The organism is Pseudomonas hydrolytica, from assembly GCF_021495345.1.
In the GTDB taxonomy this organism is placed as follows: Bacteria; Pseudomonadota; Gammaproteobacteria; order Pseudomonadales; family Pseudomonadaceae; genus Aquipseudomonas; species Aquipseudomonas hydrolytica.
This window is the reverse complement of the sequence record NZ_CP099397.1, coordinates 2,589,667-2,607,708: the sequence shown is the minus strand read 5'-3', so window position 1 is coordinate 2,607,708 and position 18,042 is coordinate 2,589,667. Positions and strand designations below refer to the sequence as shown.

Here is an 18,042-nt window from a genome sequence, read left to right as displayed (position 1 = left end):
ATATGGCTTGGAGCGCGGCGCTGTCGGCGGAGTTCGGTTTTTTTGCGGCCGCCCCGGCCTGTCTGAATAGACAAGCCGGGGCCGCAGTGCTTAATCGTCGTAGCCGAGGTTCGGCGCCAGCCAGCGTTCGCTGACGGCGATGTCCTGACCCTTGCGCTTGCTGTACTGCTCGATCTGATCCTTGTCGACCTTGCCCACGGCGAAGTACTGCGCCTCGGGGTGAGCGAAGTACCAGCCGGATACGGCGGCGGCCGGGAACATGGCGTAGTGCTCGGTGAGGAACACACCGCTGCGGCCGGCCTTGTTGTAGTCGGCCTCGGGGTCGAGCAGCTTGAACAGCGTGGCCTTCTCGGTGTGATCCGGGCAGGCCGGGTAGCCAGGGGCAGGGCGGATGCCCTTGTACTGCTCGCGGATCAGCGCCTCGTTGTCCAGTTGCTCGTCCGCTGCGTAGCCCCAGTACTCCTTGCGCACCCGCTCGTGCAGCCACTCGGCGCAGGCCTCGGCCAGGCGGTCGGCCAGGGCCTTGACCATGATCGAGTTGTAATCGTCGCCCTTGGCCTCATAGGCCTTGGCCAGTTCCTCGGCGCCGATGCCGGCGGTGGTGATGAAGCCGCCCACGTAGTCGGTCACACCACTTTCCTTGGGCGCGACGAAATCGGCCAGCGACAGGTTCGGCTTGCCGTCGGGCTTGATGGTTTGCTGGCGCAGGTGGTGCAGCTTGGCCAGGGGCTTGCCGTCGTCGCCGTAGACTTCGATGTCGTCATGAGCGACCTGGTTGGCCGGCCAGAAGCCGAAAACGGCACGGGCCTTGATCAGCTTCTCGTCGATCAGCTTCTTCAGCATCGCCTGGGCGTCGTTGAACAGGCTGGTGGCCGCTTCGCCGACGATCTCGTCGGTGAGGATGCGCGGGTACTTACCGGCCAGGTCCCAGGAGATGAAGAAGGGCGTCCAGTCGATGTATTCGGCCAGGGTCGCCAGGTCGATGTCGTCCAGCACCTGGGCGCCGGTAAAGCTCGGTTTGGGCGCGATGTAGCCGTTCCAGTCGAAGGCCGGCTTGTTGGCGATGGCATCGGCATAGCCCAGGCGCTCGGTGCGCGAGGCGCGTGCCGAGGTGCGCTCGCGCACCACCACGTACTCCTCGCGGGTCTTCTGCACGAAGTCGGCCTTCAGCTCCTTGGACAGCAGCTGGGTGGCCACGCCCACGGCGCGTGAGGCGTCGGTGACGTAGACCACGGCGTCGTTGCTGTACTGCGGGTCGATCTTCACCGCCGTGTGCGCCTTGGAGGTGGTGGCGCCGCCGATCATCAGCGGCAGGGTGAAGCCCTGGCGCTGCATTTCCTTGGCCACGTGGACCATCTCGTCCAGCGAGGGGGTGATCAGCCCGGACAGGCCGATGATGTCGCATTTCTCGTCGCGGGCGGTCTGCAAGATCTTCTCCGCCGGCACCATCACGCCCAGGTCGACGATATCGTAGCCATTACACCCAAGAACCACGCCGACGATATTCTTGCCGATGTCGTGCACGTCGCCCTTGACCGTGGCCATGAGGATCTTGCCCTTGGCCTCCGGCTTGTCGCCTTTCTCGGCTTCGATGAAGGGGATCAGGTGCGCCACGGCCTGCTTCATCACCCGGGCGGACTTGACCACCTGGGGCAGGAACATCTTGCCCGAGCCGAACAGGTCGCCGACCACGTTCATGCCGGCCATCAGCGGGCCTTCGATCACCTCGATCGGGCGCGCGCACTGCTGACGGCACTCTTCGGTGTCTTCGACGATGAAGGCGGTGATGCCCTTGACCAGCGCGTGTTCCAGGCGCTTGTCCACCGGCAGCGAGCGCCATTCCTCGTTCTCGACTTCCTTGGCGGCGCCGTCGCCCTTGTACTTGTCGGCGATGGCCAGCAGCGCCTCGGTGGCGCCGTCATTGCGGTTGAGCACCACGTCCTCGACCGCGTCGCGCAGCTCCTTGGGAATCTCGTCGTAGATCTCCAGCTGGCCGGCGTTGACGATGCCCATGGTCAGGCCGTTCTGGATCGCGTAGTAGAGGAACACCGAGTGGATCGCTTCGCGCACCGGGTTGTTGCCGCGGAAGGAGAACGACACGTTGGACACGCCGCCACTCGATAGGGCGAATGGTAGATGCTCACGGATATAGGCGCAGGCTTCGATGAAGTCCACCGCGTAGTTGTTGTGCTCCTCGATGCCGGTGGCCACGGCGAAGATATTCGGGTCGAAGATGATGTCTTCCGGCGGGAAGCCCACTTCATTGACCAGGATGTCGTAGCTGCGCTGGCAGATTTCCTTCTTGCGCGCGGCGGTGTCGGCCTGGCCGACCTCGTCGAAGGCCATCACCACCACGGCGGCGCCATAGCGCTTGCACAGGCGGGCGTGATGCTTGAACTGCTCGACGCCTTCCTTCATGGAGATGGAGTTAACGATGCCCTTGCCCTGGATGCATTTCAGGCCCGCTTCGATCACCTCCCACTTGGAGGAGTCGATCATGATCGGCACGCGAGAGATGTCCGGCTCGCCGGCGATCAGGTTGAGGAACCTGACCATGGCGGCCTTGGAGTCCAGCATGCCCTCGTCCATGTTGATATCGATCACCTGGGCGCCGGCTTCCACCTGCTGCAGGGCGACTTCCAGAGCCTCGGTGTAGTTCTCTTCGCGGATCAGACGGGCGAACTTGGCCGAGCCGGTGATGTTGGTGCGCTCGCCGACGTTCACGAACAGCGAGTTGCGGTCGATGGTGAAGGGCTCCAGGCCCGACAGGCGACAGGCCTTGGGAATGTCCGGGATCACGCGCGGCGGGTACTTGGCCACCGCCTCGGCGATCGCCTGGATGTGCGCCGGAGTGGTGCCGCAGCAACCGCCGATGATGTTGAGGAAACCCGAAGCGGCGAACTCTTCGACTACCGCCGCCATCTCGGCGGGCGACTCGTCGTACTCGCCGAAGGCGTTGGGCAGGCCGGCGTTGGGGTGTGCGGACACATGGGTGTCGGCCTTGTTGGCCAGCTCTTCCAGGTACGGGCGCAAGTCCTTGGCGCCGAGGGCGCAGTTCAGACCCACGGAAATCGGCTTGGCGTGGCGTACCGAGTTCCAGAACGCCTCGGTGGTCTGGCCGGACAGGGTGCGGCCGGAAGCGTCGGTAATGGTGCCGGAGATCATGATCGGCAGCTCGACGCCGTCTTCCTCGAACACCTGCTGCACGGCGAAGATCGCCGCCTTGGCGTTGAGGGTGTCGAAGATGGTTTCGATCAGGATCAGGTCGGCGCCGCCCTCGATCAGGCCGCGGGTGGCCTCGGTGTAGTTCTCCACCAGTTCGTCGAAGGTGACGTTGCGAAAGCCTGGGTCGTTGACGTCCGGGGAGATCGAGCAGGTGCGGCTGGTCGGGCCTAGAACGCCTGCGACGAAGCGCGGGCGATCCGGGGTTTCCAGCGTCTTGGCATCACAGACTTCACGGGCCACGCGGGCGCCGGCCAGGTTCAGCTCGTAGACCAGTTCCTCCATGTCGTAGTCGGCCTGCGACACGCGGGTGGCGTTGAAGGTGTTGGTTTCCAGGATGTCGGCGCCGGCATCCAGATAGGCCTTCTCGATGGCGGCGATGATCTGCGGCTGGGTCAGCAGCAGCAAGTCGTTGTTGCCCTTGACGTCGCTCGGCCAGTCGGCAAAGCGCTCGCCGCGGTAGTCGGCCTCTTCCAGCTTGTAGCTCTGGATCATGGTGCCCATGCCGCCGTCGAGGATCAGGATGCGCTCCTTCAGGGCTTGCTGGAGGGCTTGGAGGCGGGCGCTGCGATCGGACATGAGAACTACCTGAGCAAAGCGGGAACAAAGGTGCGCGATGATAGCAAAGCTGCAGGGTTCTGGAGCGCCTGGGCAGTTTCCATGAATTTCATTCATGTTGCTGGGCGCGCCGTCTCGTTAGAATTGCCAGCATCGCAATCAAGGATGTGGCCATGCTCAAGCCTGCTGCCCTGTTTTTTCTTTCCATCGCAGCAGGCCTGGCCCGTGCCGAAGCGATCTCCTACATCGACGACGTCCAGCCCATCCTCACCCACAAGTGCATAGCGTGCCATGCGTGCTATGACGCACCTTGCCAGCTCAACCTGGGCAGCGGCGAGGGCATGTTGCGCGGCGCCAGCAAGCAGCCGGTGTACGACGGCACGCGCAGCAAGGCGCAGGCGACCACACGGCTGTATCTGGATGCACAGGGAGAGGCGGCCTGGCGCCAGCGCGGCTTTCATTCGGTGCTCGCTGGCGAGAATGGCCAGGCGGCGCTGATCAAACGCATGCTGGAGCTGGGCCGTAGCCAGCCGCTCGAACCCAACGCCAAGCTGCCCGGCAACCTCGATATCGCCATCACCCGCAGCAACAGCTGCCCATTGCCGGGTGAGTTCGCCGCCTATGCGCAGAAGAATCCCCACGGCGGCATGCCGTTCGCGGTCACCGGCCTGAGCGATGACGAGTACGCCACGCTGCAGCGGTGGCTGGCCCAGGGCGCGCCGGTGGCCGAGCAGAAGTTGCAGCCTTCGGTCGCCGAGCTGGAGCAGATCGCCAGGTGGGAGGCGTTTCTCAATGCCCCTGGCGCGCGGCAGGACCTGGTTTCGCGCTGGTTGTACGAGCATCTGTTTCTCGCCCATCTGCACTTCGCTGGCGGCGAACCCGGGCATTTCTTCCAGCTGGTGCGCTCGCGCACGCCCAGTGGCCAGCCCATCGATCCCATCGCCACGCGTCGCCCCAACGACGATCCGGGTACCGAGTTCCACTATCGCTTGTGGCCGATCCAGGGCGTCATCGTGCACAAGACCCATATCACCTACCCACTGAGCGATGCCGGGCTGGCGCGCGTGCAGGAGCTGTTCTTCGGCGAAGACTGGCCGCTGGAGGCCGTGCCGGGCTATGGGGCGCAGCGCCGCGCCAATCCCTTCGAGACCTTCGCCGCGATTCCGCCAAGGGCGCGTTATCAATTCATGCTGGATAACGCCGAGTATTTCGTGCGCACCTTCATTCGCGGTCCGGTGTGCCGCGGGCAGATCGCCACCGATGTGATCCGCGACAACTTCTGGGCCCTGTTCCAGGCGCCGGAGCATGACCTGTATGTCACCGATGCGGCCTATCGCAGCGAAGCCACGCCGCTGCTGGCGATGCCGGGACAATTCGATGAGATCGGCGATCTGCCGGGGCTCTGGCGTGATTACCGCAACAAGCGCAACGCCTACGAAAATCTGCGCAAGGAGGCCTACGCCAATGCGCCGCCGGCCGACTGGGCGCATATCTGGAGCGGTAACGACAACGCGCTGCTGTCGATCTTCCGCCAGCACGACAGCGCTTCGGTGCGCAAAGGGCTGATCGGCGAGATTCCACAGACCCTCTGGTGGATGGACTACCCGCTGTTCGAGCGCACCTACTATCAACTGGTGGTCAATTTCGACGTGTTCGGCAACGTCTCGCATCAGGCGCAGACCCGCCTGTATTTCGACCTGATCCGCAACGGCGCCGAGGTCAATTTCCTCCGCCTGTTGCCGGCCGGGGCGCGCAAGGGCTACCTGGACGACTGGTACCAGAACAGCGGCAAGCTGAAGATGTGGCTGGATTACACCTCGGTCGATCATCGCAGCCCGAGCGGCCTCACCCTGGAAGACGAGAATCCCAAGCAGCAATTCGCCGTGCAGCTGCTGCAGCGCTACGCCAGCCTCAACGCGCGTCCGGACCCGATCAACCGCTGCACTGGCGCCCATTGCCATCGCGATGGCTTGCCGCCCGAGCTGAGGGATGCGGAGCAGACGCTTTCGCGCCTGGCCAGTCGTCCGGCTGGCGGCCTGCGGGTGATCCGCCAGTTGCCGGAGGCGACGCTGCTGCGGGTGGAGCTTGCCGACGGCTCGCGCGAGGTTTACAGCCTGCTGCGCAATCGCGCGCACAGCAATGTGGCGTTCATGCTGGGTGAAGAGCTGCGCTACCAGCCACGTCTGGATACGCTGACCATCTACCCCGAGGTGCTCAGCAGCTATCCGAACTTCCTGTTCAGCCTCAAGGCCAACGAGATGGACGAGTTCGTCGCGCAGATGGAGCGCGCTGCCGATGCAGCGGCTTTCGAGCGCATCGTCGAGCGTTGGGGCATTCGCCGCAGCCACCCGCAGTTCTGGCGCTATTTCCATGACCTGGCCGAACACATCCGCGAAACCCAGCCAGTGGAGGCGGGTGTGCTGGATATGAATCGCTACCAGAACCTCTGACGGCGTGCGCGCAGCGCGCCACAGGTTTGTCCTGCGCTATTGTCGCGATCAATTCCTACTAAATTAGTTGGGCTTTAACCGTGCGCCGCACTGGCGTACACTGCGCGCATGTTCGCGAGGAGTTGCCATGAGCGCCATCACCATTACCCAAGCTGCCGAAGATTACCTGGCCGAGCTGCTGAGCAAGCAGGACACCCCGGGTATCGGCATTCGTGTATTCATCACCCAGCCGGGTACGCCTTACGCGGAAACCTGCATCGCCTATTGCAAGCCGGGTGAGCAAAAGCCCGAAGATACCCCGGTCGGTCTGGCCAGCTTCACCGCCTGGATCGACGCCGTCAGCGAACCCTTTCTGGAAGACGCCGTCGTCGACTATGCCACCGACCGCATGGGCGGCCAGCTGACCATCAAGGCGCCGAACGCCAAGGTGCCGATGGTCAACGAAGACAGCCCGCTCAACGAGCGCATCAACTACTACCTGCAGACCGAGATCAATCCCGGTCTGGCCAGCCATGGTGGTCAGGTCAGCCTGGTCGATGTGGTCGAGGAAGGTATTGCCGTGCTGCGTTTCGGCGGCGGCTGCCAGGGTTGCGGACAGGCCGATTACACGCTCAAGGAGGGTATCGAGAAGACCCTGCTCGAGCGCATTCCCGAGCTCAAGGGCGTGCGTGACGTGACCGATCACAGCAATCGCGAGAACGCCTACTACTGAGGTGCTCTGCACGACGACAAGGGCGACCCGGTGGGTCGCCCTTGTCGTTTCCGGCTACCAGTACCTGGGGTAGCGCCCACTGCGCGTGGCGTTGTTGTACAGCAGCGCCACCAGCAGCAGGATCAGTGCGCCAGCCAGGGTTGGAAAGAGCAGGAAGCCCCAGCCCGGCTGAGCGAGAAAGATGATCACCGGGTTGGAGCCGGCCGGCGGGTGCACGCTGCGGGTCAGCATCATCAGTGCGATGGCGCTGCCTACCGCCAGAGCCAGCGACCAGATGCCGGGGCCGAGCAGATGCAGGCAGATCAGCCCGACCAGGCTGCTGAGCACATGCCCGAACACCAGGTTGCGCGGCTGCGAGAAAGGCAGATCGGGAAAGCCGAACACCAGCACGCAGGACGCGCCGAACGAGCCCAGCAGCAGGCTGGCCGACAGCGCATCGCCACTGGCGGCGATGCAGGCGATGGCAAGAAAGCCACCCAGCCAGGCCAGCAGCACCTGACGCAGCGAGGGCAGAGGCGGTAGCGCCGCACCATCGCCGCGCAACTTGCCAAGAAAATTCAGCATGGCGAACCCCTCCCTACGCGGACGCTGGAAGCCGGGTTGCGCGCGAGCATCTGCGCGGGGCGGATCGGCCTGCGCAGTAGCTCGCCGCCGCAGTTGGGGCAGCGCAACGCCAGCTTGTTCTCGGCGCAGCTGCGGCAGAAGGTGCATTCGAAGGAGCAGATCAACGCGTCTGCGCTGTTCGCCGGCAGGTCTCGGTCGCAGCACTCGCAGTTCGGGCGTAGCTCAAGCATTCAGGTTCTCCTGGCGTGCCTGGCCGAAGCGCTGCAGGTAGTCCTGCGGGCTGATGGCCAGGTGTTTGTGAAAGCTGCGGCGCAGGTTCTCCGCGTGGCCGAAACCGGTCAGGCGGGCCACCGTGGCGATCGAGGCCTGGGCGTCCTGCAGCAGATTGCGCGCGGCCTCCAGGCGCACCCGCTCGACGTAGCGGCCCGGCCCCATGCCCAGTTCCTGAACGAACACCCGCGACAGCGTGCGTGGCGTCATGTGCGCCTGAGCGGCGAGCGCCTCGAGCGACAGGTCGTCACCGAGATGTGCGGGAATCCATTCGAGCAAGGCGGCAAGCCGCGGCACCCGGCTAGGCTCCGGGCTGAGCAGGGCGCTGAACTGCGCCTGGCCGCCGGGGCGGCGCAGAAACATCACCAGGCGGCGAGCCACTGCCAGGGCCAGCGCGCGTCCCAGGTCGGCTTCTATCATCGCCAGAGCCAGATCGATGCCCGCGGTCACGCCGGCCGAAGTGAAGATGTGCCCATTGCCGTCGCGGTCGTGCGGGTCGTAGGTATGCAGGCAGTCAGCCAGGACCTCGACCTGCGAATAGCCATTGCGCAAGGTCTGCACATCGGCCCAGTGAGTGGTGGCGCGGCGCCCATCGAGCAACCCGGCGGCGGCCAAGATCAGCGCGCCGGAGCACACCGAGCCGAGCCGCCGTACCTGCGGCTCGACGTCCCGCAACCAGTTCAGCAGGGCCGTATGCTGGCACTGACGCTCCACGCCCGGCCCGCCTGGCACCAGCAGCGTGTCGATCTGGCTGGCATCGGCGCTGCGCCAGGCGCTGTCGGCAACCAGCTGAATGCCTGCCGAGGTGCTGACCGGGCCGGGCGCTTCGCCTAGCAGGCAGATCTGGTAGGAGGGCGGCAGACCCTGGCGCTGGCGCTCGACGTTGGCCGAGGCGAATACCTGCAGCGGCCCGGTAACGTCCAGGCTCATGACGTCGGGGTAGGTCAGGCAGGCGATGGTTCTGAGCGCATCCATAAGAGCCTCCAGGGGGATGGGAGGCAGTCTGCGCCGAGGCGGTCATGGCAACAAGGACAATAAGCCCACAAATATTGCCAAGCACTTAGCGGGCGCCGGACGGCGCCCCGTGGGGAATTACTCGGGCATGCTCCAGGGCGCCAGATCGAAGCCCTTGCGGCGCAGCTCGTCACGCGAACGCTGCAGGGCGTCGGCGAGTTGCTGTGGGTCGCTGTAGGTCGCGCTGGACAGTTGAGTGCGGCCGAGCAGGCGAGTGCTGGTGCGGTCGATGACGCTGATGCTGACGACGCCGGTGCCGTCCTGCGGGGCCCAGGCTACGCATTGGAACGGGCGGAAGGCGCGATCGGCAATCAGCAGGGCTTCGTTAAAACGCAGCGGTGTGTTCATGGGGTCGGTTTCTCCGAGTTGATCCCAGCAAATTAGTGGCGGCCCGTGGTTTACCAAGAGGGCCTTTCATTGCTGTTGATGAACGCAGGCGACCTATAAGTCACACACCATTGAAAAAAACTTTTAATGCACTTGCGAAGTGCCTTGCAAAAAACTTCCAGCGTCTCGCCGATTACAACTTTCTAGTCGGAAAGTTCCGCTGTCCTATTGCTGGTCACCGGCCCCAGCCCAACGCCAGCGGGGGCTGGAGCGACGACATGGGCGTTGCGTTGGTGGCGATAGGCACTTACCGCCTCATATACCGATTTGCGCAGACGGTTAATTCCACCGATCGGTCGATGTTCCGCGAGTGCATGCCAGGGATTGAAGGACAAATTGTCGCAGAACAGGTTTTGTTCACGGCTATCGAAGTCCTTAGCCGGGACGGTAATACGTGCCACGCTTTCGAAGGGCGAAATCTTTTCGCTCCACTCCACGCTGGTGTCTTCGATGGGCATGTAGTACTGCGCGTTCTGTTTTTGTACCTGCAGTTCGAAGCAGGCCGGAGCACGATCCAGGGACAGTTGCTGGTACAGCGCATTGCGCAGGAAGTTGGGCAGGTCGGTGTTCTGCTCGGGCAATTCATAGGGCGGGCAGTTCTGCGGTGCCGGCACCACGCGGTACTTGATGTTCAATGAGCCGAGCTTGAACGGGGCGATGGAGTTGTAGGTGGTGGCCACCGGCGTCTCGGGAGCCGGCGCCAGGGTCTTCAGGGCGATGAAGAGATGGCGTATTTCCCAGGTGCGCGGGTCCCAGCTGGGAAAGAAGGCCAGTACCTTCTTGCCGTCGGCCTGGGCGGCGAAGTTGCTGCGGTACTCGGCCACGTCGCGGACGAAGAACGCCGTGTTGTTGAACATCACGAAATCCTGATCGCCGGCATGCAGCGGATTTTTCATCAGTTTCTCGCCGGGCACGTCGAGAAGCTTGATGGCCATGCCTCGGGCATCGCGCGCGCGATCGAACTGCGGATAGGCGTTGCCGTTGGACAGGCGCATCCAGGCCTGCCAGGTGTGGCCCGGCTCGGCGAACACGCCCTGGCGCAGGCTCTCGTCGAGATCGTCCAGCACCTGGACTTCGGCCCTGACACAACCGTGCGCCTTGGCGTGGGCGTCACGCAGCACGCGGGTGTTGTCACGGTGCTGTTCGACGATGCGCACGGCGTCCTCGATGATCAGGCGGGTCAGCGCCGCCTCGTCGGCTGCGATTTCTTCCTGCGTGGAAACCGGCCCGGAGAACTTCCAGGCGTAATAGCCTTCGCCGATGCCCCAGCCGATCAGGCCGAGCACAATCAGAGTGAGCAACAGCTTGCCGAGCAGCCGACCGAGCCAGAGCCAGAAACGTTTCAACATGCTTGTGATCCTTGTTCCGGAACGCGTCAGTGGGGTCAGCCTTCGCAACTGGGGCCGGGTGTCCAGGCTTTTGCCGGCACTTCGGTGAGCTGGGCTTCCAACCCGTCGTTGCCGAGCACCTTGAGATATTCGATCACCGCCAGGCGCTCATCCGGCGCCAGTGCACGGCCTATCACTCCCTGCTGGCGACAGCCATCGCGGAACTCATGGCCGCCGTTGCCATTGCCGGTTACCCGCGTGTCGAACAGGAAGCCGCCGGGGAACGCTTCGCTGCGGTAACCGACCCGTACCGGATCGAACTCGAAGTTGCCGACCCAGAAGCGGGTCTGCCGTTCGTACACCGGCGACAACAGCTCGAACAGGTTGGCCACCGAACCGTTGTGCAGGAAGGGCGGGGTGGCCCAGATGCCGTCGAGCGGGCGCGCCTTGTAGCCGCGTTTCTCCTGCACGCCGATCGACAGGCCGTAACCGTCCATGCGCCAGCGCTGCCGCGGGCTGATGCCGGCATCCTGGTAGGCGCGGTTTTCCACGTAGGCGGTGATGTAGGCCAGGGCCTTGGCGCTGGAGATGCTCTTGAAGTCGACCTCGTCGAGGCTGGCGCCGAACAGTTGCACATCCAGACGCGACAGCTCGGCCTTGGTCCAGCCCAGACGACTGATGTCGAAGCGGTGATCGGCGATGTTGTCGGCCGTGGTCGGGTCGGTACCGACTATGTCGGTCGGCACGATGCGCATCTTCCATTCCGGATCGCGCGCAGGGGCCAGTCGCTGCTCGCGCGGCTTGGGATTGGGGGCGTGGCAGTAGGCGCAGTTTTCGCTGTACAGGGCTTTGCCGCGGCTGGCCAGGGGCAGATCGATCTTGCCGAAGATCGCCTCGGGCCACTGCGGTGGCTGCAGCTGCTTGAGGGTTTCCTCCAGCGTATAGAGGTCGTGCAGACGCACGCTGGAGGCATAGCGGTCGGCCTCCGTGACGCCTTGGCCATGCTCGTCGAGCAGGTGCAGGCTGGCGCCTACCCCCAGAGCCTCGCCGACGTTGCGCGCCATCGGCTGCATGGCAGAGCCATTCCATTGCACCCAGTCGAACTTCCAGATATCCCACAGGTGCGGGTAGCTGACCGGTGCATTGGCGATGCGGTAGTTGGCTTCGTCCAGTGCATCGCCGAATACGGTATTGGCGATACGGCCGAACGCATCGGTACGGCCGAAGCCTTCTTCCGTTGGATAGAGGCCGCGGTGCCAGTCATTGGCGGCAGTGGCCAGCAGGCGATCGAGCACCTGCTTGAAGTCCTGGCGCAGGCGATCACGATCCTGCGCGTAACGATCGCCAAGCACCTCCTGAGCGAAACGGCGGAACTTGAGCGGGTTGTAATAGGTGAAGGCCATGCTCATGCCCAGCGCCTGGCCGAAGCCCCCGCCGCGCAGGGTCGGTACCGTCGAGGCCAGTGAATGCAGGGCGGCGCCGCCGTCGATACGCACCGCCTGGCCCTGGTAGCGCAGTTCGCCGGTGTGACAGGCGGCGCAACTGATATCCAGAAAGTGCTCGCCGCTCTCGTTGTCCTGATGGCGGGCGAAGCCGACCGGCAGATTGCCGGGGTTCAGAGAAGTGGCGCGTTGCTTGGGATCGGTAAGAAAACCGAAGCGGGCGAGATAGTCAGGGCGCGCGAATTTCTCGCTGCCGAAGGGCATTTCCAGGGCGACGAACCAGTCGTAGCGCAGGCCTTTAACCGTGGTGCCCTGAGGGGTGTAGTAATAGGTCTGGCGCTGCTCGTCGCTCCACTGCTGCAGATAGTGCAGCTGTTCGGGCGGCTCGAACCTGGGCAGGTTCGGGTTGGCGACGTAATAGAGCACTACCGCCAGACCGATCAGTACCAGCACCAGAACCAGCTTCAGGGTACGGCGGAGCAGACGCATCGGAGACTTCCTTGTGGCGTTCTTATTAGTGGCCCTGTTATGCCAATCCTGCAGACGCTTGGCAAGTTGCCATCGCCATGAACATGAAACTCCTGCAATAACCAACTGGAACAAGCGATATAGAGAAATGGTTTATGCAGTGTCAAAGTTCTTGCTAGCGTTACAGTTGTGCGCGCCAAATCATTGTTTTTATTGATATTACAAAATAATGGCGCCAAGGAAGGGGTATGTTGGATGTCGTTTCCGTCGCATCCCGGCAATTACTGGTGGTCGAGCCGCTAGGCGCGTGCGAACAACTACTCCTTCCTCTGCAGGAGGCAGGTTGGGCGCTGCGCCGCGGCACACTGCAGTCTCTGCAGGGCAGCTCCGGCGATGTGGTGCTGATTCATCTGCACGAGCAGCCGCTGGCGCCGCTGCTGGCTCAGCTGCGCAGCATGGAGGCCAGCTGGGTGGCGGTGCTGGATTCGCAGACCCTGGAGCGGGGCGAGATCGCCGAATTGATCGGCGAATGGTTCTTTGCTGCCCTGGCGCTGCCCACCACCCCGGAAAATCTGATGGAAACGCTCTCGCAGGCGCAGGCGAACGCGCGCCTGCGCAGCCTGCAGGGCGAGCGGCAGGCGCGTCAATTTCTGGGCAACGGCGCCCAGGCGCGTACGCTGCGCAAGCAACTGGAGCAGTTGAGCGAGGTGCCCAGGCCGCTGCTGATCAGCGGCGAACGCGGCAGCGGCAAGACGCTGCTGGCGCGCCTGCTGCATGAGCGCTCTTCACGCGCCGGCCATGCCCTGCAGCGTCTGGATTGCGCCGGGCAGGCCGAGGCGCTGTTCGACCGGCCCGGGCATGCGGGTGCGCTGGCCGTGGCGGCGACAGGCACGCTGCTGCTCGAGGGCCTGGCCACATTGTCCGCGCCGACCCAGCAGCATCTGTTGCAGCATCTGCACACCCATCCAGGGCTGCACCTGATCAGCATCAGTCGTGGCGAGCTGGAAGAGTCGGTGCGCCAGGGGCGCTTTCGCGAGGACCTCTATCGGATGCTCGCTGACGTGCGCTTGCAGACGCCCCGGCTACGCGAGCAGCGCAGCGACATGCTGCTGCTGGCCGAACATTTCGCCAAACTGCATGGCGCGGTAATCGGGCGCAGGCATCGGCATTTCAGCGAAGAGGCTGTCGATGCCATGGTCGAACATGCCTGGCCCGGCAATGTGCGTGAGCTGTGCAATCGGGTGGTACGGTCCCTGGTGCTCGCCCAGGGACGGCAGATTCTCGCGGGTGATCTGGGGCTCGAGGCCGGACGGGGGCCGGGCGCCGCGGTGACCACGCTGCAGGACTACATTCTGCGGGCCGAGCGCCAGGCGTTGAACGATGCCCTGGCGCGCCATGCCAACAACATGAGCCAGGCGGCCCGCACCCTGGGTATTTCCCGCCCGACCTTCTACCGGCTGCTGCACAAGCATCGCCTGCGCTGACAGCCTTCGGCTGTATCGTCGGCGAAACACTGTTAAGGTGCTCAGCGAATGTTTCGCCAAGGAGATTGCCATGCACCCGTTCGATGCCGATAAGCCCCCGAAACTTGCCATGCTGCTGGGTTATGCCGGCCTGGTGCCTTTCGTGGGCGGCGCACTGGGCATCTGGGTGATTCCGCTGGGCTGGCGGCCGTTCGTGCTGAACGCACTGCTGGATTTCGCTGCAGTGATTCTCGCCTTCATGGGCGCCATTCACTGGGGCCTGGCGATGCGTGCGGAGGAGACCGACGAGAACGCTCAGCTGCAGCTTGGCCTGTCGGTGATCCCCCCGATGCTCGGCTGGGCGGCGCTGGCCAGTGGCTTGCCCATGGCCTTCACCTTGCCGATCTTCCTCTTCGCCTTCATCGGCCTCTATCTGGCCGACATGCATGCGGTGCGGGTCGGGCTGGCGCCGCAGTGGTATCCGGCGTTACGCACACCCCTGACGCTGGTGGTCTGCGGCAGTCTGCTACTGGCCTGGGCCAGTGTGCTGATTCGCTGAGCCCAGCAGCTCGGCAACCTTCTCCAGCGCAGCCTGCCGGCGCGCCGTCCAGCCGCCGGTCAGTTCGCAGAAGGGCTGATCGTTGCTGGTCAGCCAATGTCGACAGGCCTGATGAAAGGCCAGGCGCTCCTGCAATTGCGGCTGGCAGCGCTGGCCATCTTCCACCCAGGGCACGCCCTGCGGATCGAGCAGCAGATGCAGGTCGTACTGGCGCGCGCACAGCTCCTGCTCCAGCCAGGCCGGGCAGTCGCCGAACAGGCTGTGGCTCCACAGCATGTTACTCAGCAGATGCGTGTCGAGGATCAGCAAGGCCGGCGCCGCTGCGCGGGCAGCATCTTCCCAGGCCAGTTGGCCGCGGGCGATGGCCGGGATATCGGCGTAGCAGGTGTCGCGTTGCTCGCGTTCGATGAAGTGGCGCACGTATTCGCCCACCACCACGCCGCCGAAGCGTGCCTGTATCTCGCCTGCCAGCCAGCTCTTGCCGCTGGATTCCGGTCCAGTCAATACCAGAATCTTCATCGACTGCCCCAGATGGCCGGGTCGCGACGCCAGCTCAGCCAGCCGCTGATGGCCAGCAGGGTGAACGCGGCGTACAGCGCGGCGGTCAGGTACAGGCCGCTGTGCAGGAAGAACGCCACGTAGCACAGGTCCACCACCACCCACAGTGCCCAGCACTGCAGGCGCTTCTGCGCCATCCATAACTGTGCGACCAGACTGAAGGCGGTGAGAGCGGCGTCCAGCCAGGGCGAGCTGGCATCGGTATGGGTGGCCATCAGGTAGCCCAGCGCCAGCGCGCCGATGCTGCCCGCCAGCAGCCCCGTGAGCACGCCGGCCGGCCGCAGGCGACTGACGGTGCGCCCGTCATGCCGCTCGCCGCCGCGGGTCCATTGCCACCAGCCATAGAGTTGCAACGCAGCGAACAGCACCTGCAACAGAAGGTTGGAATACAGCCGCCAGTCGTAGAACAGCCAGGCGTAGAGCAGCACCATGATCAGGCCGATGGGCCAGCACCAGGGGTTCTGCCGCACCGTCAGCCAGACCGCAAGGATGCCGAGCCCGGCGGCAATCAGTTCGAGCCAGGACATCTGGCGCCCTCGTCAGGAAAAGGGAGCGATTGTACTGATCTGCCCGACCTCAGCACACCAGGCTGTCGGCCTGCCGGTAGAGCATCAGCAGCTTGCGGGTGATGGTCTGCTGGATGTCCTCGCGTTCGAAGCTGGACAATCGCGGCAGGCGCGCCAGTTGCAGGCGGTGCAGATGGAGATATGGCATCTGCTGGTCGAACTCGCGCAGGTCGCCCTTCATCAGCACCGGCAGGAAGACGTCGCCAATCTTCTTCTGGTTGCTGATGATCTGCGCCAGCGCGGGCTTGAAGGGCATCGTCTTGGGCGTGGGGCCGCCGTCCTTGATCTGCGTGCTGAGCAGCAGGCCCGGCTTGCCCAGCACCTTGCCCGGCAGCACGCACAGGCCGGTCTTGCGAATGGCCTGGCTCTCGATGCCGTGCAGGGTGTCGTGGAAGGCATAGGGGTTGGGCAGCACCACCATCTTGCGGCCGAGATCGGTGGGGAAGTGCAGGCTGTAGTTGGTATACAGCTGGCCCACCGACTCGGAATAGACGCACAAGCGATTCTCGAACAGCTTGATGAAGCGCTCGGCCAGCTCGCGGCGGGCCATGCTGTCCAGGTCCCAGATCAGATCCTGATTCTGCGGTCGGCTGAAGTCGACCTCCTGGTGCTCCATGCTGCTCATGCTTTTCTCATATGCGGAACTGTCCCAGCAGGCGACCGAGCTGATCGGCCAGCTGTTTCAGATGCTGGCTGGCCGCACTCGACTGTTCGGCGGCTTCGGCCGTGTTATGGGCGAGAGCGGCCGTCTGCGTGACGTTCTGATTGATGTCTTCCACCACGTGCGACTGCTGCAGGGTGGCGCTGGCGATCGAGGCGTTGAGCCCGGTCAGATTGCGCAGCGATTGTGCGATCTGCGCCAGACTTTCGCCAGCCTGGCTTGCCTGTTCCACCGTTAATTGTGACGCACGGCTGCTGTCATGGATGACCTTGACCGCCGCCTCGGAATTGCTCTGCAGGCGTTCGATCATGCCCTGGATCTCGGCGGTGGACTGCTGCGTGCGCTGTGCCAGCAAGCGGACCTCGTCGGCGACCACGGCGAAGCCGCGACCCTGCTCGCCGGCGCGGGCCGCTTCGATGGCGGCATTCAGGGCGAGCAGGTTGGTCTGTTCGGCGATCGAGCGGATCACCTCCAGCACGCTGCCGATCTGCGTGCTTTCGCTGGCCAGCGACTGGATCACCTCCACGGCCTTGTCGATGGTCCCGGAAAGCTGGTCGATCTGGCGCAGGCTGGCATTGATGTTCTGCTGGCCCTGGCTGGCCTGTTCTTCGGCCGTATGCATTTCGCTGGAGGCATGCTCGGCGTTCTTCGCCACGTCCTGCACGCCATAGGTCACTTCGTTGACCGCCGTGGCCACCAGCTCCATCTGCTGCGCCTGTTGCTGGCTGTGTCGCTGTGCTTCGCTGGAAATGTCACCCAGCGAGCGCGCGGCCTGATCCAGCGAGCCGGCGGATTCGAGCAGCTGGCCGATCACCCGACGCAGCTTGTCGGTAAAGGCATTGAAATGCGTGGCCAGGGCAGTGAGTTCGTCGCGGCCATGAGTGTCGAGGTTGCGGGTCAGATCGCCTTCACCGCTGGCGATGTTGGCCATGGCGTCTACCGCTATTTGCAAGGGCTGCGCGATACTGCGGGTAATCAGCACGACCAGAGCGGTCAGCAGCAGCACGATCAGCAGACCCATGCCCACCGCACGCATCGCCTGCGTCCTGAATTCGGCCTGGACATCGTCCACATACACGCCGGAGCCGATGATCCAGCCCCAGGGCTGAAAGAGTTCGACGTAGGAGATCTTCGGTACCGGGTCAGTGGCGCCAGGTTTCGGCCAGCGGTAGTCGACCTGGCCAGCGCCCTGGCTGCGGGTGATGGCGACCATCTCGTTGAACAGCGCCTTGCCGTCCGGATCCTTGAAACCGGAAAGGTTCTGCCCCTCGAGCTTGGCATTCATCGGATGCATGAGCATGACCGGGGTCTGGTCATTGATCCAGAAGTACTCCTGGCCGTCGTAGCGCAGACCGCGGATGACTTCCATCGCCTGCTTCTGCGCTTCCTCGCGGCTCAGGCTGCCGGCGCTTTCCAGGCCCTGGTAATGCTTGAGGATGCCGGCCGCGCTCTGCACCACGTGCTCGGTCTTCTCGGCCTTGCTGGCGTACAGATCGAGATTGATCTGCCGCAGCATATAGGCGCCCTGAAGCACCAACATCAGGATGGCCAGCGCCAGAATCAGCCACAGACGACGGCTGATGGGAAGACTACGCAAACTGTTCATGAAGAAATTCCTGATTGTTGTAATTGTCGGGCTGAGGCGTCTGGAACGGCTATTGGGCAGCGCTGTCACCTCGACGCATCATTCATGTTAGTTGTCTGTTAGCATCTCGGCCGCTCGGCAAAAAACTGAATAGTCGCCGGGCGCGCCGTCGCAAGGAACCTGTGCGACGGGGCTGTGTCCCAGGGCCGGGACTTTTGCTTCAGTTTTACTCGTA

Annotated in this window: 15 protein-coding genes; 4 read left to right on the top strand and 11 right to left on the bottom strand. The window is 63.9% G+C overall.

What is annotated here, in order from left to right:
- Window positions 1-90: 90 nt before the first annotated feature.
- Entirely contained in the window at window positions 91-3,801 is a 3,711-nt protein-coding gene (gene metH / locus L1F06_RS12060; protein ID WP_129482758.1) for a methionine synthase, read from the bottom strand.
- A gap of 152 nt (window positions 3,802-3,953) precedes the next feature.
- Here metH and L1F06_RS12055 point away from each other — a divergent pair, with 152 nt between their 5' ends.
- Together L1F06_RS12055 and nfuA are read left to right on the top strand one after the other, a co-directional pair.
- Entirely contained in the window at window positions 3,954-6,230 is a 2,277-nt protein-coding gene (locus L1F06_RS12055; RefSeq protein WP_129482757.1) for a fatty acid cis/trans isomerase, read from the top strand.
- A gap of 127 nt (window positions 6,231-6,357) precedes the next feature.
- Entirely contained in the window at window positions 6,358-6,942 is a 585-nt protein-coding gene (gene nfuA / locus L1F06_RS12050) for a Fe-S biogenesis protein NfuA (RefSeq protein WP_003246944.1), read from the top strand.
- A 54-nt stretch (window positions 6,943-6,996) separates the two neighbouring features.
- Here nfuA and L1F06_RS12045 read toward each other — a convergent pair whose 3' ends face one another.
- From L1F06_RS12045 to L1F06_RS12020, 6 genes are all read right to left on the bottom strand, one after another.
- A complete protein-coding gene (locus L1F06_RS12045) occupies window positions 6,997-7,506 on the bottom strand; it encodes an HPP family protein (protein ID WP_129482756.1) in 510 nt (169 codons plus the stop codon).
- Window positions 7,500-7,736, bottom strand: a complete 237-nt coding sequence (locus tag L1F06_RS12040) for a DUF1272 domain-containing protein (RefSeq protein ID WP_096826437.1) — start codon at window positions 7,734-7,736, stop codon at window positions 7,500-7,502. Before L1F06_RS12040 ends, L1F06_RS12045 begins: the two co-directional genes overlap by 7 nt.
- A complete protein-coding gene (locus tag L1F06_RS12035; protein WP_129482755.1) occupies window positions 7,729-8,751 on the bottom strand; it encodes a GlxA family transcriptional regulator in 1,023 nt (340 codons plus the stop codon). Before L1F06_RS12035 ends, L1F06_RS12040 begins: the two co-directional genes overlap by 8 nt.
- A 117-nt stretch (window positions 8,752-8,868) precedes the next feature.
- Window positions 8,869-9,138: a hypothetical protein gene (locus L1F06_RS12030; RefSeq protein WP_003246940.1), complete on the bottom strand. Its 270-nt coding sequence runs from the start codon at window positions 9,136-9,138 to the stop codon at window positions 8,869-8,871.
- Window positions 9,139-9,320: 182 nt separating this feature from the next.
- Window positions 9,321-10,526 (bottom strand): catalase family protein, encoded by a 1,206-nt coding sequence (locus L1F06_RS12025; protein WP_129482754.1) that lies wholly within the window; start codon window positions 10,524-10,526, stop codon window positions 9,321-9,323.
- 35 nt (window positions 10,527-10,561) lie between these two features.
- Window positions 10,562-12,436 (bottom strand): c-type cytochrome, encoded by a 1,875-nt coding sequence (locus tag L1F06_RS12020; protein WP_129482753.1) that lies wholly within the window; start codon window positions 12,434-12,436, stop codon window positions 10,562-10,564.
- 227 nt (window positions 12,437-12,663) lie between these two features.
- Here L1F06_RS12020 and L1F06_RS12015 point away from each other — a divergent pair, with 227 nt between their 5' ends.
- Both L1F06_RS12015 and L1F06_RS12010 read left to right on the top strand, forming a co-directional pair.
- Complete coding sequence (locus L1F06_RS12015; RefSeq protein WP_129482752.1) at window positions 12,664-13,899, top strand: sigma-54-dependent transcriptional regulator; 1,236 nt, start codon at window positions 12,664-12,666, stop codon at window positions 13,897-13,899.
- Between the two features lie 70 nt (window positions 13,900-13,969).
- The gene (locus L1F06_RS12010; RefSeq protein WP_003246936.1) at window positions 13,970-14,437 is read left to right on the top strand and encodes a DUF3429 domain-containing protein; all 468 of its coding nucleotides are present in this window, start codon (window positions 13,970-13,972) and stop codon (window positions 14,435-14,437) included.
- Here the strand turns inward: L1F06_RS12010 and L1F06_RS12005 are convergent.
- Genes L1F06_RS12005 through L1F06_RS11990 form a run of 4 tightly spaced genes read right to left on the bottom strand, consistent with a single transcriptional unit; the run spans window position 14,405 to window position 17,828 of the window.
- Complete coding sequence (locus L1F06_RS12005) at window positions 14,405-14,956, bottom strand: AAA family ATPase (protein ID WP_129482751.1); 552 nt, start codon at window positions 14,954-14,956, stop codon at window positions 14,405-14,407. The two genes, L1F06_RS12010 and L1F06_RS12005, sit on opposite strands and share 33 nt — an antisense overlap.
- Window positions 14,953-15,522, bottom strand: coding sequence for a nicotinamide riboside transporter PnuC (gene pnuC / locus L1F06_RS12000; RefSeq protein WP_096826443.1), 570 nt, complete (start codon window positions 15,520-15,522; stop codon window positions 14,953-14,955). The genes L1F06_RS12005 and pnuC overlap by 4 nt, the downstream gene beginning before the upstream one ends.
- A gap of 49 nt (window positions 15,523-15,571) precedes the next feature.
- Window positions 15,572-16,186 (bottom strand): hypothetical protein, encoded by a 615-nt coding sequence (locus tag L1F06_RS11995; RefSeq protein ID WP_003246933.1) that lies wholly within the window; start codon window positions 16,184-16,186, stop codon window positions 15,572-15,574.
- Between the two features lie 7 nt (window positions 16,187-16,193).
- Window positions 16,194-17,828 (bottom strand): methyl-accepting chemotaxis protein, encoded by a 1,635-nt coding sequence (locus tag L1F06_RS11990; RefSeq protein ID WP_003246932.1) that lies wholly within the window; start codon window positions 17,826-17,828, stop codon window positions 16,194-16,196.
- Between the last annotated feature and the right edge of the window lie 214 nt (window positions 17,829-18,042).